The organism is Latilactobacillus sp. VITA-14, assembly GCF_046580785.1.
GTDB lineage: Bacteria > Bacillota > Bacilli > Lactobacillales > Lactobacillaceae > Latilactobacillus > Latilactobacillus curvatus.
The window spans coordinates 34,940-48,995 of sequence record NZ_JBJKTM010000011.1 but is presented as its reverse complement, the minus strand read 5'-3'; the positions used below and the strand labels follow the sequence as shown (position 1 = coordinate 48,995).

17 protein-coding genes are annotated in these 14,056 nt (G+C 42.6%); 4 read left to right on the top strand and 13 right to left on the bottom strand.

The genetic code is table 11. The features are described from left to right. Positions 1 to 119: 119 nt before the first annotated feature. Together ACF1X7_RS06120 and ACF1X7_RS06115 are read left to right on the top strand one after the other, a co-directional pair. Positions 120 to 323 carry a hypothetical protein gene (locus tag ACF1X7_RS06120; RefSeq protein WP_004270816.1) on the top strand — a complete coding sequence of 68 codons (204 nt, stop codon included), beginning with the start codon at positions 120 to 122 and terminating at the stop codon, positions 321 to 323. A 92-nt stretch (positions 324 to 415) separates the two neighbouring features. Continuing rightward, positions 416 to 613 carry a hypothetical protein gene (locus ACF1X7_RS06115; RefSeq protein ID WP_004270811.1) on the top strand — a complete coding sequence of 66 codons (198 nt, stop codon included), beginning with the start codon at positions 416 to 418 and terminating at the stop codon, positions 611 to 613. Between the two features lie 299 nt (positions 614 to 912). Here the strand turns inward: ACF1X7_RS06115 and rpoD are convergent, their stop codons facing one another. The 10 genes from rpoD to ACF1X7_RS06065 form a co-directional block, all read right to left on the bottom strand. Beyond that, complete coding sequence (rpoD, locus tag ACF1X7_RS06110; protein WP_039099449.1) at positions 913 to 2,022, bottom strand: RNA polymerase sigma factor RpoD; 1,110 nt, start codon at positions 2,020 to 2,022, stop codon at positions 913 to 915. A gap of 17 nt (positions 2,023 to 2,039) precedes the next feature. Next, complete coding sequence (dnaG, locus tag ACF1X7_RS06105; RefSeq protein ID WP_260160863.1) at positions 2,040 to 3,920, bottom strand: DNA primase; 1,881 nt, start codon at positions 3,918 to 3,920, stop codon at positions 2,040 to 2,042. 153 nt (positions 3,921 to 4,073) lie between these two features. Continuing rightward, a complete protein-coding gene (locus ACF1X7_RS06100; RefSeq protein WP_004270800.1) occupies positions 4,074 to 4,439 on the bottom strand; it encodes a DUF488 domain-containing protein in 366 nt (121 codons plus the stop codon). Positions 4,440 to 4,462: 23 nt separating this feature from the next. Continuing rightward, complete coding sequence (glyS, locus tag ACF1X7_RS06095) at positions 4,463 to 6,544, bottom strand: glycine--tRNA ligase subunit beta (protein WP_054644536.1); 2,082 nt, start codon at positions 6,542 to 6,544, stop codon at positions 4,463 to 4,465. Then, positions 6,537 to 7,454: a glycine--tRNA ligase subunit alpha gene (gene glyQ, locus ACF1X7_RS06090; protein ID WP_004270813.1), complete on the bottom strand. Its 918-nt coding sequence runs from the start codon at positions 7,452 to 7,454 to the stop codon at positions 6,537 to 6,539. The genes glyS and glyQ overlap by 8 nt, the downstream gene beginning before the upstream one ends. 238 nt (positions 7,455 to 7,692) lie before the next feature. Next, positions 7,693 to 8,511, bottom strand: a complete 819-nt coding sequence (gene recO, locus ACF1X7_RS06085; RefSeq protein WP_146955350.1) for a DNA repair protein RecO — start codon at positions 8,509 to 8,511, stop codon at positions 7,693 to 7,695. Between the two features lie 9 nt (positions 8,512 to 8,520). After that, positions 8,521 to 9,423, bottom strand: coding sequence for a GTPase Era (era, locus tag ACF1X7_RS06080; protein WP_039099630.1), 903 nt, complete (start codon positions 9,421 to 9,423; stop codon positions 8,521 to 8,523). Between the two features lie 12 nt (positions 9,424 to 9,435). Next, positions 9,436 to 9,831: a diacylglycerol kinase family protein gene (locus ACF1X7_RS06075; RefSeq protein WP_146955351.1), complete on the bottom strand. Its 396-nt coding sequence runs from the start codon at positions 9,829 to 9,831 to the stop codon at positions 9,436 to 9,438. Next, positions 9,809 to 10,285: an rRNA maturation RNase YbeY gene (ybeY, locus tag ACF1X7_RS06070; protein ID WP_004270819.1), complete on the bottom strand. Its 477-nt coding sequence runs from the start codon at positions 10,283 to 10,285 to the stop codon at positions 9,809 to 9,811. Before ybeY ends, ACF1X7_RS06075 begins: the two co-directional genes overlap by 23 nt. 10 nt (positions 10,286 to 10,295) lie before the next feature. Beyond that, entirely contained in the window at positions 10,296 to 11,267 is a 972-nt protein-coding gene (locus tag ACF1X7_RS06065; RefSeq protein WP_174795740.1) for a PhoH family protein, read from the bottom strand. Between the two features lie 19 nt (positions 11,268 to 11,286). Between ACF1X7_RS06065 and ACF1X7_RS06060 the strand changes: the two genes are divergently transcribed. Beyond that, entirely contained in the window at positions 11,287 to 11,556 is a 270-nt protein-coding gene (locus ACF1X7_RS06060; RefSeq protein WP_367370077.1) for a hypothetical protein, read from the top strand. A 2-nt stretch (positions 11,557 to 11,558) separates the two neighbouring features. Here the strand turns inward: ACF1X7_RS06060 and ACF1X7_RS06055 are convergent, their stop codons facing one another. After that, complete coding sequence (locus tag ACF1X7_RS06055) at positions 11,559 to 12,002, bottom strand: GatB/YqeY domain-containing protein (RefSeq protein WP_039099633.1); 444 nt, start codon at positions 12,000 to 12,002, stop codon at positions 11,559 to 11,561. Positions 12,003 to 12,027: 25 nt separating this feature from the next. Further along, a complete protein-coding gene (rpsU, locus tag ACF1X7_RS06050; RefSeq protein ID WP_004270806.1) occupies positions 12,028 to 12,204 on the bottom strand; it encodes a 30S ribosomal protein S21 in 177 nt (58 codons plus the stop codon). A 209-nt stretch (positions 12,205 to 12,413) separates the two neighbouring features. Between rpsU and ACF1X7_RS06045 the strand changes: the two genes are divergently transcribed. Next, a complete protein-coding gene (locus ACF1X7_RS06045; RefSeq protein WP_064777192.1) occupies positions 12,414 to 13,256 on the top strand; it encodes a pyruvate, water dikinase regulatory protein in 843 nt (280 codons plus the stop codon). 46 nt (positions 13,257 to 13,302) lie between these two features. On the opposite strand, the gene ACF1X7_RS06040 is transcribed toward ACF1X7_RS06045, so the two are convergent. Next, entirely contained in the window at positions 13,303 to 13,956 is a 654-nt protein-coding gene (locus ACF1X7_RS06040) for a nitroreductase (RefSeq protein WP_411162548.1), read from the bottom strand. Between the last annotated feature and the right edge of the window lie 100 nt (positions 13,957 to 14,056).

The window sequence follows — 14,056 nt, the reverse complement described above, 5'->3', positions numbered from 1 at the left end:
ACGGCATACGCAGTCAAAGTGAACACTTGATTCTGGATAGCAGAAGTTGCTTTAGGCAAAATTTAGTTTTATACTGAAATTAAATCGAAAACGCTTTCTATACATTAAGGAGTGGTCTCATGAGTTGGTTGCAACTATTCTGTGTTTTCATGATTGGTTTAGGCATTTTTCAAATTTATAAGTCGTATCAGTATTATCAAGACTTAAAATTACACGCAGATCAAAATACTTCTGTCTTTGCGCCAGCAGCGCTCTGTTCGAGTGCTTTCATGGGGCTTGTCTTTATTGGGATTAGTCTTGCTAGTTTATTGAATTGGTTATAAACGTCAATTAGCCCCTTCTTTTTGAGCTTTATTAGTTTTCGGAAATCCTAGTTAACATAAGATAAATTATTTACAGTGAAGGGGATGGTAACATGAACTGGTTACCAATTATTGGGATTTTAATGCTAATCATCGGTGTTTTCCAACTTTCAATGACCATTAAAACATTCAAGACTTTGAAGGTTGAAGCAAACCACAGTACTTCAGTCTTCATGCCCATGGCGTTATGGTCAGGTGCATTGATGGGGATTGTATTTTTAGCAGTGGGGATTGGTGCTCTGCTTGTTTAGATACACGCAAAAAAGGCCGCAAGCTAGGTTAGCTTGCGGCCTTTTTATTGATTGCCTAAACGTGCTTTTTAGTTCAACAACTTCCGCTTAATCTAACATTGCCATTAATTCTAAAATCTGAATTAATGACAATATTGTATTAATGCTCAGTTGCTCCCGTAACTAAACGCACTTTATCGAAAACGTGCTCTAGCAGGCATATTTCTGCGGCCAGCTACGTCAGTCAAACAACCAACATCGTTGGTTATTCGCCTGACTATGCTAACCCTCAAAATATAGCCGCCTGCTTACGCACTCTTTTATTCTAAAAAGTCTTTTAATTGTTTTGAACGTGATGGGTGGCGGAGTTTCCGTAATGCTTTGGCTTCGATTTGACGAATCCGTTCTCGCGTAACGCCGAACACCTTACCCACTTCTTCTAATGTCCGTGTCCGACCATCATCAAGGCCGAAACGTAAACGTAAGACGTTTTCTTCACGGTCTGTTAAGGTATCTAGGACACTTTCTAATTGTTCTTTCAACAATTCATAAGAAGCATGTTCTTCAGGACTGGTTGCATCTTGATCTTCGATAAAATCGCCTAAGTGTGAATCGTCCTCTTCACCAATTGGGGTTTCAAGGGAAACAGGTTCTTGAGCGATCTTCAAGATTTCGCGCACCTTATCCGTATTCATATCCATTTCAGCACCAATTTCTTCAGGCGTTGGTTCGCGGCCCAAATCTTGAAGTAATTGTCGTTGAATCCGGATTAACTTGTTAATCGTTTCAACCATGTGGACAGGAATCCGAATGGTCCGGGCTTGATCGGCAATCGCACGCGTAATCGCTTGACGAATCCACCATGTGGCATATGTTGAGAATTTGAACCCTTTACGGTGATCGAATTTTTCAACGGCCTTCATTAAGCCCATGTTCCCTTCTTGAATTAAATCCAAGAATTGCATGCCACGGCCAACATACCGTTTAGCGATTGAAACCACCAAACGCAAGTTAGCTTCGGCAAGGCGTTGCTTGGCTTCTTGATCACCTTGTTCGATTCTCAAGGCTAAGTCAACTTCTTGTTGGGCGTTTAAAAGAGATACCCGCCCAATTTCTTTTAAGTACATCCGCACAGGATCGTTAATCTTAATCCCGGTTGGTGCAGTCATATCTTTTAATTCTTTAGCAGAAACCTTTTCCTTTTTAAGGGTAGCGGCACTTGGATTCCCATCTTCATCGACAATCCCAATCCCTTGGTCTTCCACTTTTTGCATTAATTCATTGATTTCATCAGCTTGTAGCGCAAATGGTTTCACGATTTTTGCAACGAGTTCATCGTTGGTGATTTCTTTCTTTGGTTTGTATTCCTTAATTAAAGCCTTAACCGCAGTATCAAATTTCTTCGTGTCAGCTTTTTTATTATCAGCCATTCAGAAACCTCCTAATATCAATTTCCTAATTTCTTTTGCGAAACAAGTCTAATGACCTCCAGGGTTAAGCGCGTTTCTTCGCTCGCATTCCCCAATTTGGTCGCCTCTTTTAAGGCAATTTTCGCTTCTCTTAATTGTTCCTCAACGTTATTTTGCGCAATGACGAACAGACAGTCGTTTAACGCCTCTTGACTTGCCTCTTCTGGTAAGTCAAGCGCATCAATCTGAACGACTAAGGCTTGTAAGTCATCTGGGATATAACCCATGAAGTCGGCCAAGGTCGACTTACCTTCAGCTAAAAAGGCGCGCCATAACTCGTAAATCAGTTGGTACGGGGTATGCACAAAACTAAAATCGGCATTGTTCTCCAATTGCAGGCGCATATCGTCATTAGCCATCAACATATGCAACACTTCTTGCTCCGCGTGTTCAACCCGGGTTAGCCGTTGTGGCTGACGCGTCGCTGTTGCCCGCGGATCACCAATGATTGGCGGTGGTCCACCCACAAATGCGTCATCCGGTTCAGGTGGCATGTCATAATCATACTGACTAGATGCCGGTGCAAGTGGTTGCTGCGTTGCCCGTTTAACGCGCAATGTTTGTAACTGCCGCTTCAACGTATCAAGGGTAATGCCGCTATCGGCTTCAATTTGCTTGAGGTAAATCTCGATTTCAAGCGGCGAATCAATTGGCGCAACGACGGACAATGCCTGTTGCACGTAATCAAGTTGATCCTTCTCGTTATCCAGATTTAACCCTTGCTTCAAATACCGCAGTTCAAATGCAATCGGTGTTTCAGCACCATTTTGCAAGGTTGTCTTAAATTGTTCAGCACCATATTGGCGAACATATTCATCCGGATCAGCGCCACTGGGCAAAACCACCACACTCAATTCAAGCTTGGTATTTTGCTGCAACATGGTAATTGCGCGTTTCATCGCTTCGATTCCGGGACGATCACCATCATAACAGACAATTAATTCCCGAGCCTGTTGCCCTAAAATTCCCAACTGCTCAGTCGTTAAACTCGTCCCCATTGAAGCGACACCGTTTGAAACACCGGCTGAATACGCTGCAATCACATCCATAAACCCTTCAAACAGGTAAACTTTGCGTTCTTGGTGAATAGCAGTCTTTGCTAAATCATAGTTGAACAAAACCTTCCGCTTGTTAAAAATCACGGTTTCAGGACTGTTCAAATATTTGGGTTGATCTGGTTGTTTCACCAAAACCCGGCCAGAAAAAGCAATCACTTCACCTTGTGCATTCCGAATCGGAAACATCACTCGGCCGGAAAAACGATCATGCAGCTTGCCGGTCTGAGTTTCAATAAATAAGCCGGATTGACGTAGTGTCTGGTACGGAACTTCTTTATTCTGGAAGAATGAAAGCATTAAATCGGCTTGATCCGGTAAATAGCCAATACTAAACGTCTCAATTAATTGATCCGTCAAGCCCCGTTCGTGTAAGTAATCTAACGCTGGTTGGCCCGCTTCAGTACTCATTAAAATATGCGTAAAGAGTTCATTGGCCTGACGATAGAGTTGCTTAAACTGCGTCACTTCACTTGATTCTTGAACATTTTGAGTGGGTCGATAAGTCTCCGCTAAACTGAAGCCGACAAAGTCAGCGATTTTTGTAACAGCTTCTGGAAAACTAATCTGTTCCAGTTCCATCAAGAACTTGAAGACATTCCCACCCCGTCCGCAAGAGAAACAATGAAAAATCTGTTTCTCTTCACTAACGGAGAATGATGGGGTCTTCTCATCGTGAAACGGACAAATCCCAAATAGGTTATTGCCGCTCTTCTTGAGCTGGACATACTGACCAACAACATCCACTATGTTAGTTTGGCTCCGAACATCATCAATCACGTCATTCGGAATCTTTCCCGCCATTGGTCTCACCTCACTATTCAATTCAAATTGTACTAAGACTGTAAAAGCCGCACCTCACAATGAAATGCGACTTTTAAGGATTATCAGCACAAAAATACACTATATATCATAGCACCATTTAGGTACAGTTGCAAATAAATATAGCAAACTATCTCATTCGTTGTCAAGGTCCTTTTTCAAAAGTCCCATTAAGATGACAACGTGATTATATTGCAGGTCCTTTGCCGCATAGACTAATGTGACGTTGCCCAGCTCAAGGTGCTCGTGCACTACCTTTTCAAACGCCGGCCAAGCTGGATTAGCTGCAATTTCAGCAAGGTACTTTTCTTTAAAAACGGGAAACTTAGCTGGCTCATGACCAAACCACTTGCGTAAGTCAGTCGTTGGGGTAATTTCTTTCGCCCAGGTCTCAATAGCGGCACGTTCTTTTGAAATGCCGCGGGGCCAAATCCGATCGACTAGAATTCGGTACCCATCTGAGTCTGTCGCTGCTTCATAAACCCGTTTCATTTGTAACATGCTATTATCCCCTTTTGAATTGTTTATTTAACAATTAATTCGTTTAAATCACCTAAGGTAAGGGCGATTTGAGCGATAATCATCAACTGTGTTAAGCGATTTCGACGAACAGCTTCATCTTCAGCCATGACCATTGTGGCATCAAAGTAAGCTTCGATTAATGGTCGTAGTGTTTGTAAGATGCCGTAATTATCAGCTAATGGGTTCGTAGCAATTGTACCACGTAAGTCTTCGACCGCTGTGTAAAGTGCTTTTTCAGCTTCATTTTCGAATAATGCAGGATCAACCGTTAAATCAGTTGTTGCAAAGTCAACTTTTTCAGCGAGTCGTAACACACGTGTCACGGCTTCAACCGTTGCCTTGAAATCTGCATCATCTTGATGGTCTGAAAGCACTTTGGCAGCTTCGAACATCACGACTGGATCTTGACTTTGATTCTTCAAGACGGCATCTACGATATCACGCCGGACTTTAGGCCGCATGCCGTTAAAGCGTTGGCGAACACGATCCGTTAAGAAATCGCTGATCGCGTCAGCATTGGTTGACCAATCAAGGTTGAAATCAGCTTGTTGCTTAACAATGTCACTCATCGCAGCTTGATAATCGGCCATTGGGAAGTGCCAGTTTTGGTTTTCTAAGATGCGGATAATCCCATAAGCTTGACGACGCAATGCATAAGGATCGTTTGAACCACTTGGAATCATGCCCACTGCAAAGAAATCAGCCATACTATCGAACTTATCAGCGATTGCTAAAACCGCGCCGACCTTTGTTGCAGGGAGTGCACCTTCAGCACTAATTGGCATGTAGTGTTCGCGAATCGCTGTGGCAACGGCTGGTGTTTCACCTTGTAATAAGGCATATTTTTCACCCATGACCCCTTGCAATTCGGCAAATTCACCGACCATGCCAGTCACTAAGTCAAATTTATAAATATCACTTGCCCGTTGCAAATCAACTAATTCTGCTTCTGATAAACCAAATTTTTGGCCTAAGAATTGCGCGATTAAACCAACACGGGTCATCTTTTCAGCCAGACTACCAATCTTGTCGTGGAATGACACGTTTTGTAACTTCGCAACGTTTTGTTCAATCGTTACCTTTTGATCTTCATGGTAGAAGAAATCGGCATCTTCCAAACGCGCTGTGAGGACTTTTTCGTTCCCAGCAATGACATTTTCCATGAAGTCGGTGTTCCCGTTGCGAACACCGATGAAAACAGGTAATAAATCACCCGCTTGGCTGCGTGCGTAGAAGTAACGTTGGTTATCCTTCATTGAGGTAATCAACACTTCTTCTGGAATTTCAAGATACTTAGGATCGAATTGCCCATAAAAAGCAGTTGGCCATTCAACTAAGTTCGTCACTTCTTCTAACAAGTTTGCGTCTAAATCGACTTGCCAATCGTTTTCTTGGGCCATTGTTTCAATCTGAGTTTGAATTAAGTTTTGGCGTTTAGCTTCATCCGCAATTACGAATTGTGCTTCCAGCGTTGCTTCGTAATCAGTTGCTTTTGCCAATATCACGGCTTGACCTAAGAAACGGTGCCCTTGTGTTGTGCAACCAGTCGTAACGTTTAAAATACTGAAATCGATAATTTCATCGTCTAATAAAGCAACAATCCAGTGAATTGGACGGATATATTCGAAGTCGTAATCGGCCCAGTGCATCCGCGTTGGGAAGGTCATCGCCATAATCACGGCTTTTAGTTCTGGCAAAATTGTTTCAACAGGTTTGCCGATGATTGATTTTTCAACATAGACGTATTCAACGCCTTTTAGTGCTTTAAAAGTAATGTCGTCGGTCGTTAAACCTTGGCCGCGAACAAAACCTTGCGCTGCTTTACTCCAGTTACCTTCAGCATCAAGCGCAATTTTCTTAGCGGGGCCTTTCGCTTCTTCGTGAATGTCAGCTTGCTTGTCCGCTAGGTCTTCGATCAAGACGGCTAACCGGCGTGGTGTTGCGTAAGTTTTGATGGTCCCGAATGTTAAGTGTTGTTCTTCTAAAAAGTCGCGTACGCGCTTTTCTAGTTGTTGGATGCTAGGCATCACAACGTGGGCTGGCATTTCTTCCAAGCCAATTTCTAATAAGAATGGTTTAGTCATTGTTAACGACCTCCGTGTTTGATTCTTGAGCATGTTTTAAGAGCGGGAAGCCACGTTTCTCACGTTCAGCAACGAATGCTTGCGCGATTGAGTGCGCCATCCGGCGAATCCGTGACAAGTAACCGGCCCGTTCTGTAACGGAAACGGCACCATGGGCATCCAATAGGTTGAATGTGTGGCTACATTTCAAGACATAGTCATATGCTGGATGAACAAGGCCTAAGTCAATTAAACGTTTTGCTTCTGTTTCGTATTCATCGAAGAATTTCAAAAGCATGTCTTGGTTACTGTCTTCAAAAGCATATTTTGAATGTTCATATTCAGGTTCTTTAAAAATATCGCCATATAACACGCCATTGCCCCATTCAAGTTCGAACACGTTGTCGACATCTTGAATGTATGAAGCAAGCCGTTCAACGCCATATGTGATTTCACTTGTCACAGGATCGCATTGCAAACCACCAACTTGTTGGAAGTAGGTAAATTGAGTCACTTCCATCCCGTCTAACCAAACTTCCCAACCAACACCGGCACAACCCATTGATGGGTTTTCCCAGTTATCTTCGACGAAGCGAATGTCATGTTCCAAAGGATCGATGCCTAGAGCCCGTAAACTATCCAAGTAAAATTCTTGGATGTTTAATGGGGCTGGTTTCATGACCACTTGGAATTGGTGATGTTGGAATAAACGGTTGGGGTTTTCGCCATACCGACCATCTGCTGGGCGCCGTGAAGGTTCTACGTAAGCTGCGTTCCAAGGTTCTGGTCCAATTGCCCGTAAGAACGTGTATGGGCTCATTGTGCCGGCCCCTTTTTCTGTATCGTAAGATTGCATTAGCATACAGCCTTTTTCAGACCAAAAACGCTGTAAGGTTAAAATCATTTCTTGCACATTTAACTTTTTAACCATTTCAATTCCTCTTTTCCGTATTTTGCGCATAAAAAAAGCCTATGCGACTGTTAAGTCACATAGGGACGATTACTCGCGGTTCCACCCTACTTCAGCTCAAAGCGAGCTGCTGCTTCATTGGTATGACTCCGAAACGCCAATCCACTCAAGTCTTGTTCTAGTTCTCACTCACCTAGAATCACTGTCTGACCGTCTTAAGGGACCCTTTTCTTCAACGTCTATTAAGTTGATTACTATTTTAGTCGTCTTTTGGCGTGCTGTCAATTTCTGACGACACTTTTTTTAATTGTGGTAATTGACTATCGAAACTGTACATCTTATCGATGAATTGCTTACTCTTGAGCGATAGGCCAACCGTGTCTTGATAAATCCGGTCGATCATCGTCTTAAGCTCCATCTGGGTTGTCTGTTTGACGTTGACCGATTGGATCTTGAATAAATCAATCACTGAAAACAACCGCAGATAATAAATAGCCCGTTGACTACCGTGGAACCGATTAACATCCAAGTGCCAGTGGCGTTGACAAAGCAGCCCGCCATAACTCTCAGAATAGTCAAACGGTAAATCAGAACGCCCACAAACCGCACAGACTTGCAGTTGTGGCTGCACCCCGAAGACTTGTAACATCTGAATCTCGATGATGTGCGTAATCGTCGCCGCGTCAAAACCTTCATCAATTAATGAGAGTGCCTGTTCAATCTTCGGATACCAACTGCCGAGCGGTTCGCTATCCGGAAAACCAACATCGACTAAGCCTAAGATATAGGTCGCATAGGCATTTAAAAACAAGTCATTGCTAATCGATTGAAACTGACTCACCGACTTGACATTATTTAAAAAGGATAAGCCATCATCGCGAATGTCGCCACCGTACTCAGCTTGGGTAAATGGCAAAATAGCCGCACTCAAGCGAAACTTCGGTTTATTCGCACCGCGTAAGTAAAACATCTTTTTGCCAAAGCGATCGGTCAAAATCTTGACCAGCATATCTTTTTCTTTATAGTTCTTCCGATACATCACTAGACCATTAAAGTCTTCGAATCGATGTTCCGCCATTGCTTAAGCCTACAATCTCTTTTTATTGTAACCAAATTCACGGAGGTATTGGTTATTGTCACGCCAATTCTTTTGAATCTTAACCCAGAGCTTCAAGTTGACTTTTTCGCCAAGTAAAGCTTCAATTTCGCGACGTGACCGAATCCCGATTTCTTTGATAATGGAGCCCTTTTGTCCGATGATAATCCGTTTTTGACCATCCCGTTCAACAATGATATTCGCTTCGATTTGGAGCTTATCATTGACGCGGTCTTTCATCCGTTCCACAACCACGGCAACAGAATGGGGCACTTCTTCATGCGTTAATTCAAGAATTTTTTCCCGAATCAATTCACCAACAACGAAATATTCTGGGTGATCCGTTAATTGATCTTCTGGGTAGTATTGCGGGCCTTCTGGGAGTGTTTGTTCCAATTCTTTTAACATTTCAGGGACATTGTTACCTTCTAATGCAGAGATTGGGTAAACCCCTTTGAAGTCCAATTCATGCCGATATTGTTCAATCATTGGTAATAAATCGTCTGGATGAATCGCGTCAATTTTGTTAACAACCAAATAAACGGGTTTTTTGACGTTCTTCAATTGGTCCATGATGTATTGATCCCCAGGCCCTTTTTTATCAATCCCACTAATCATGAATAAAATGGCGTCAACTTCGTTAAACGTCGAAAGCGCTGCTTGATCCATGTATTCATCTAATTCATTATGTGGTTTATGAATCCCTGGTGTATCAACGAACACGATTTGCGCGTTGTCATCCGTATAGATCCCTTGAATTTTATTGCGAGTCGTTTGTGCTTTTGATGACATGATGGCAATTTTTTCACCGATCATTCGATTCATAAAAGTTGATTTACCAACATTTGGTCGGCCAACAATGGCCACAAAGCCTGAGCGATATGTTTCTGACATAATAGTCCCCTTTTAGTTAAATATGGCGTGTCCAAAGACAATGGCGCCAATCAATAGCGCTAAAATTGCGCTGATTAAGACACTGGCTGCACTGATATCTTTAATCTGTTTAGCCAATGGATGGTACTGATGGTCGACTAATAAGTCCACGAGATGTTCCATAACTGTATTCCAAAATTCAGCCATAAAAACGATAAAAATCGCGAAAATAATCGCTAACCAATCTAAATAATGTAACTGACAATAAATACCGAAAGCAATCGCAATGAGTGCAAACCAAATATCGCGGCGCAAATTAGCCTCAGTTTTAAAAGCGGTCCATAATCCACCGAGTGCGTGGCGTAGTGACTGCCAAAAATGTTTATTCTTGCCCGTTTGTGGTTTTTTACCGTTGTAATCCAAATTCATCGAGGATCTTCTCCTGTAATGGAATCATTTGTGCTTCATCTTCACTATGAATGTGATCATAACCATTTAAGTGTAAGAAGCCGTGAACCATTGTGTACCCTAATTCACGTTCAAATGAATGTCCATAAGTTTCAGCTTGTTCAGCTGCTTTTTCTAATGAAACAAACAAATCACCGATATTCTTGGGAATGTCGAATAGTTCTTCAAAGTTGGCTGGTAATCCTTCTTCTTCAGGATCTTCTTCGATTGCAAAACTGATGACATCAGTCGCACGGTCAGTATCGCGGTATTCCTTGTTAATTTGGCGAATGCGTTCGTTCGTCACAAACGTGACAGACATTTCTGTGTCTTCAGGTAAATCTAATTGTTGCCCGGCATATTCTAAAATATCCGTGACCAGTTTCACGTTTGCTTCTGCAACTACTTTTGTTTCATCGATAATTTGGATATCCATTCAAGTGTTCCTACTTTCTCATCTTTTCAATCGCCGCATAGGCGTTAATAATCTTAGCAACAACTGGGTGCCGTACCACATCTTCTGAACTGAACTGTACGAAAGCAATCTTAGGAATATCGTGCAAAATATGTTCAGCTTGCACCAAGCCGCTCATTGTTTTCTTAGGTAAGTCAATCTGGCTAATATCGCCGTTGACAATCATCTTCGAGTTAAACCCAAGTCGCGTTAAGAACATCTTCATCTGAGCAGGCGTTGTATTCTGGGCTTCGTCCAAAATAACGAAAGCTTCTTCTAGTGTTCTGCCACGCATATACGCAAGCGGTGCAATCTCAATGACACCACGCTCTAACAAACGTTCAGTATGTTCTTTACCCAAAACAGCATATAATGCATCATAAATCGGTCGTAAATAAGGGTCCACCTTTTCCTTTAGATCACCTGGTAAAAAGCCTAAACTCTCACCAGCTTCAACCGCCGGACGCGTTAAAATGATCCGTTCGACTAATCCTTGTTTCAACGCCGCAACGGCCATGACAACGGCTAAGAATGTTTTCCCCGTTCCGGCGGGGCCAATCCCAAACGTGACATCGTTTTGACGAATCGCATTCACGTATTGACGTTGACCGAATGTCTTCACGCGAATATGCTGCCCTTTACGATCCTTGATTAATGGCTCCGTGTAAAGTTCTTGGAAACCAGCAATCGTGCCTTTTTGGGCCATCTTCGTCGCACTCACCACATCACTACTATTGAGCTTAATGCCATGTTGTAACAGTGCCACTAAGTTTTCTAAAACAGAAGCGGCTTGGTCAACTGCTGGTTGTTCGCCGCGAATGGTAATATGCTCGTCAAACGCAATCAGTTCGACAGATAAGCTTTCCTCGATGATTTTTAAAAAGGTATCGTGTGTGCCCATTAAAGCAGCCGCTAAATTTGGCGTTGCCAATTGAAATAAACGCTCATCTGTTTCAGCCAACAAAGATAACTCCTTCCAGAGTGTGACTGCAACTGATTCTGAGTATTATCTAGCCCAGCAAATAAACGACTTTAGTCGATTATTAACTACACGTCGTAAAGTGAAGAATCAAGTTGCAACCGCACGTTTCAACTTCATTTGTTTTAGAATGAAAACTACCATCATTCTATCACAAACAACAACCGTTTTAAAAGTAGCCAGCCGCGCTAATTCACGAATTTATGGTCAATTATCAAAATCTGAATTAACGACCATAAAAAAAGCGGGACTCCCCAGAGGAAGTCCCGCCTAAAATTAACTTAATTTTGATTTAACGACTTGATTGACCATAGCGCCATCAGCTCGTCCTTTGACCTTAGGCATGACATATTGCATCACCTTGCCAAAGTCAGCCTTACTTGTCGCACCAGTAGCTTGCATTGCTTCGTCAACAATGGAGATCACTGCTGCTTCATCTAGCTGCTCTGGTAAATAAGCTTGTACGATTTCAATTTCTGCTTTTGTTTGTTCAGCGAGATCTGCACGATCGCCCTTTTCAAACTCAGCTAATGAATCCTTACGTTGCTTAAGTTGTGATGATAATACACTTAATTCTTCGTCAGAAGATAAGTCTTGCCCCGCACTAATTTTGGCGTTAGTTAAAGCGGTCTTTAAACTCCGAATAACAGCTAATCGCAACTTATCTTTGGCCTTCATCGCCGTTTTCAAATCAGAACTTAGTTGTTCAAGTAAACTCATTCAATCATTTCCTTTATCTAAGAAATTAGAACTTCTTACGTTTTCTTGCAGCTTCTGATTTCAACTTACGTTTTACACTTGGTTTCTCGTAAAATTCACGTTTACGATATTCTTGTATTGTACCAGCTTTTGATACGGAACGCTTGAAGCGACGAAGAGCATCATCTAGAGATTCGTTACTGCGAACGACTGTCTTGCCCATATGATATCCCTCCCCTCGCGTGCTAAGTATAACCGTTTACGTTCGTTAAAAATTTAACTTCACGTGAACCGTTCTTTGCTATTATAGCGAATGTTGAAAATACGGTCAATAACCCACAGGGAATTAATTGAATATTTTTTCAAATCTAGCGATTTTTTCGATAATTATGGTATGATAGCGCTATAAAAGTGAATAAAGGAGCATGCCTTATGCCAGAATCTAAACCATTAACCGTTTTTGTGCTTTCGGACTCAGTCGGCCAAACCGCCCTCCAATTAGCACAAGCAGCGCTCGCCCAATTTCCGGACGTTAAACCTGATCTCGTCCGCTTCCCCTTCGTTCACACGCAAGAGAAACTCATGGACGTCTTAAGCAAAGCGGTTCCTGAAGAAACAATTGTGGTCCATACATTAGCCACTAACGGTCTTTCTGAAATCGCCGAAACCTATTGCCAAGCAAAAAAAATCGCCAGTTTCGACATGATGTCACCAATGACACAAATGATTACTGCTAAAACCAACAGAACGCCAACTGGTGAAGCTGGGGCACTACATCATTTGAACGATCGTTATTTTGACCGCATTTCAGCGATGGAATTTGCTGTTATGTACGATGATGGTAAAGACCCCCACGGTTTCTTAGAAGCAGATATCGTGTTGCTCGGTGTTTCTAGAACGTCTAAGACGCCGCTGTCGCTCTTTTTAGCCAATCGGAATATCAAGGTTGCCAACTTACCAATCGTGCCACAAGCGCACATTCCAGACGAAATCTGGCGGGTTGATCCTAAGAAAATTATCGGCCTGATGAATACACCAGAAGTCCTCAATAACATTCGCCGGGAACGGATGATTGCTTATGGGTTAAATCCTGATACCACTTATTCAGACATGGACGAAATTAAAGCTGAATTGGCTTTCGCCCAAGACCTGTATGATAAGATTGGTTGCCAAGTGATTAATGTTGCCAACCGTTCGATCGAAGAAACTGCCACAATTATTCTTGAACGCATGGGCCTCGATTTTGCGGGCAGTGCGAACGATCACGTCAATTAAAAAAAGCGTTCAAATCTGAAATCGATTTGAACGCTTTTTTAATTTGTTAATGTTTAATCGTTAAAAAACTCGCAACCGAACTACGCTGCGAATGAAATGCATTAATCATCCCTTCACTACGGTACCCCCTGGCAATCCCACCAATCAACAGTTCATTTTCCGGGATTCCCACTATTTTTCGTACCGCATCCGGATATTTCGCCGTTTCATAGGCTGGAATCGTATCGACCTGTTCATTGGCCGCTGCTAAAAGAATCGACTGACTAAACGCCCCCATATCATAAATCATCCATGGTGAAACGTCGCGTTCAACCGTCAAGTAAATAATGACGGGCGCATTGAACAGATGGCGCTGTAAATCACTGAAATTAGCCAGCCCCGCTTCGCCAAGATAGGCGCTGATTTCAGCATTCCACACGCGACTGTTCTCAGCCATTAACGGTCCCCAGTCTATCCGGTGAATCACGTTCAGATCAGAATAGCATTTCATCCGCTTTTCAGTTCGTTCTAGATGGTCTGTTTTAATCTCTGCCAAGGTTGCACCCGTCGCTACATAGACTTTCCAAGGTTGTGAATTCGTCCACGACGGTGTTCGTTGGGCGGACACCATTATTTTTTCGATTAATTCATCCGAGATCGGTTTGTTTGGGTCAAATGACCGAATTGCCTTGCGGTGATTAACCACATCGTTAAACTCCATGTGCTTTCCTCCTCCAACTAACACTTATTTAGCGCGTTAATTACATTTTAATAACGCTCATAATACCAGTGTGTTGGCGTTTCACCTAATCATTTGATTG

Coding starts and splice junctions, on each gene's coding strand:
- ACF1X7_RS06120 (WP_004270816.1), top strand. CDS start 120: ATGAGTTGGTTGCAACTATTCTGTGTTTTCATGATTGGTTTAGGCATT.
- ACF1X7_RS06115 (WP_004270811.1), top strand. CDS start 416: ATGAACTGGTTACCAATTATTGGGATTTTAATGCTAATCATCGGTGTT.
- rpoD (WP_039099449.1), bottom strand. CDS start 2,022: ATGGCTGATAATAAAAAAGCTGACACGAAGAAATTTGATACTGCGGTT.
- dnaG (WP_260160863.1), bottom strand. CDS start 3,920: ATGGCGGGAAAGATTCCGAATGACGTGATTGATGATGTTCGGAGCCAA.
- ACF1X7_RS06100 (WP_004270800.1), bottom strand. CDS start 4,439: ATGTTACAAATGAAACGGGTTTATGAAGCAGCGACAGACTCAGATGGG.
- glyS (WP_054644536.1), bottom strand. CDS start 6,544: ATGACTAAACCATTCTTATTAGAAATTGGCTTGGAAGAAATGCCAGCC.
- glyQ (WP_004270813.1), bottom strand. CDS start 7,454: ATGGTTAAAAAGTTAAATGTGCAAGAAATGATTTTAACCTTACAGCGT.
- recO (WP_146955350.1), bottom strand. CDS start 8,511: ATGGCGGAACATCGATTCGAAGACTTTAATGGTCTAGTGATGTATCGG.
- era (WP_039099630.1), bottom strand. CDS start 9,423: ATGTCAGAAACATATCGCTCAGGCTTTGTGGCCATTGTTGGCCGACCA.
- ACF1X7_RS06075 (WP_146955351.1), bottom strand. CDS start 9,831: ATGAATTTGGATTACAACGGTAAAAAACCACAAACGGGCAAGAATAAA.
- ybeY (WP_004270819.1), bottom strand. CDS start 10,285: ATGGATATCCAAATTATCGATGAAACAAAAGTAGTTGCAGAAGCAAAC.
- ACF1X7_RS06055 (WP_039099633.1), bottom strand. CDS start 12,002: ATGAGTTTACTTGAACAACTAAGTTCTGATTTGAAAACGGCGATGAAG.
- rpsU (WP_004270806.1), bottom strand. CDS start 12,204: ATGGGCAAGACAGTCGTTCGCAGTAACGAATCTCTAGATGATGCTCTT.
- ACF1X7_RS06045 (WP_064777192.1), top strand. CDS start 12,414: ATGCCAGAATCTAAACCATTAACCGTTTTTGTGCTTTCGGACTCAGTC.
- ACF1X7_RS06040 (WP_411162548.1), bottom strand. CDS start 13,956: ATGGAGTTTAACGATGTGGTTAATCACCGCAAGGCAATTCGGTCATTT.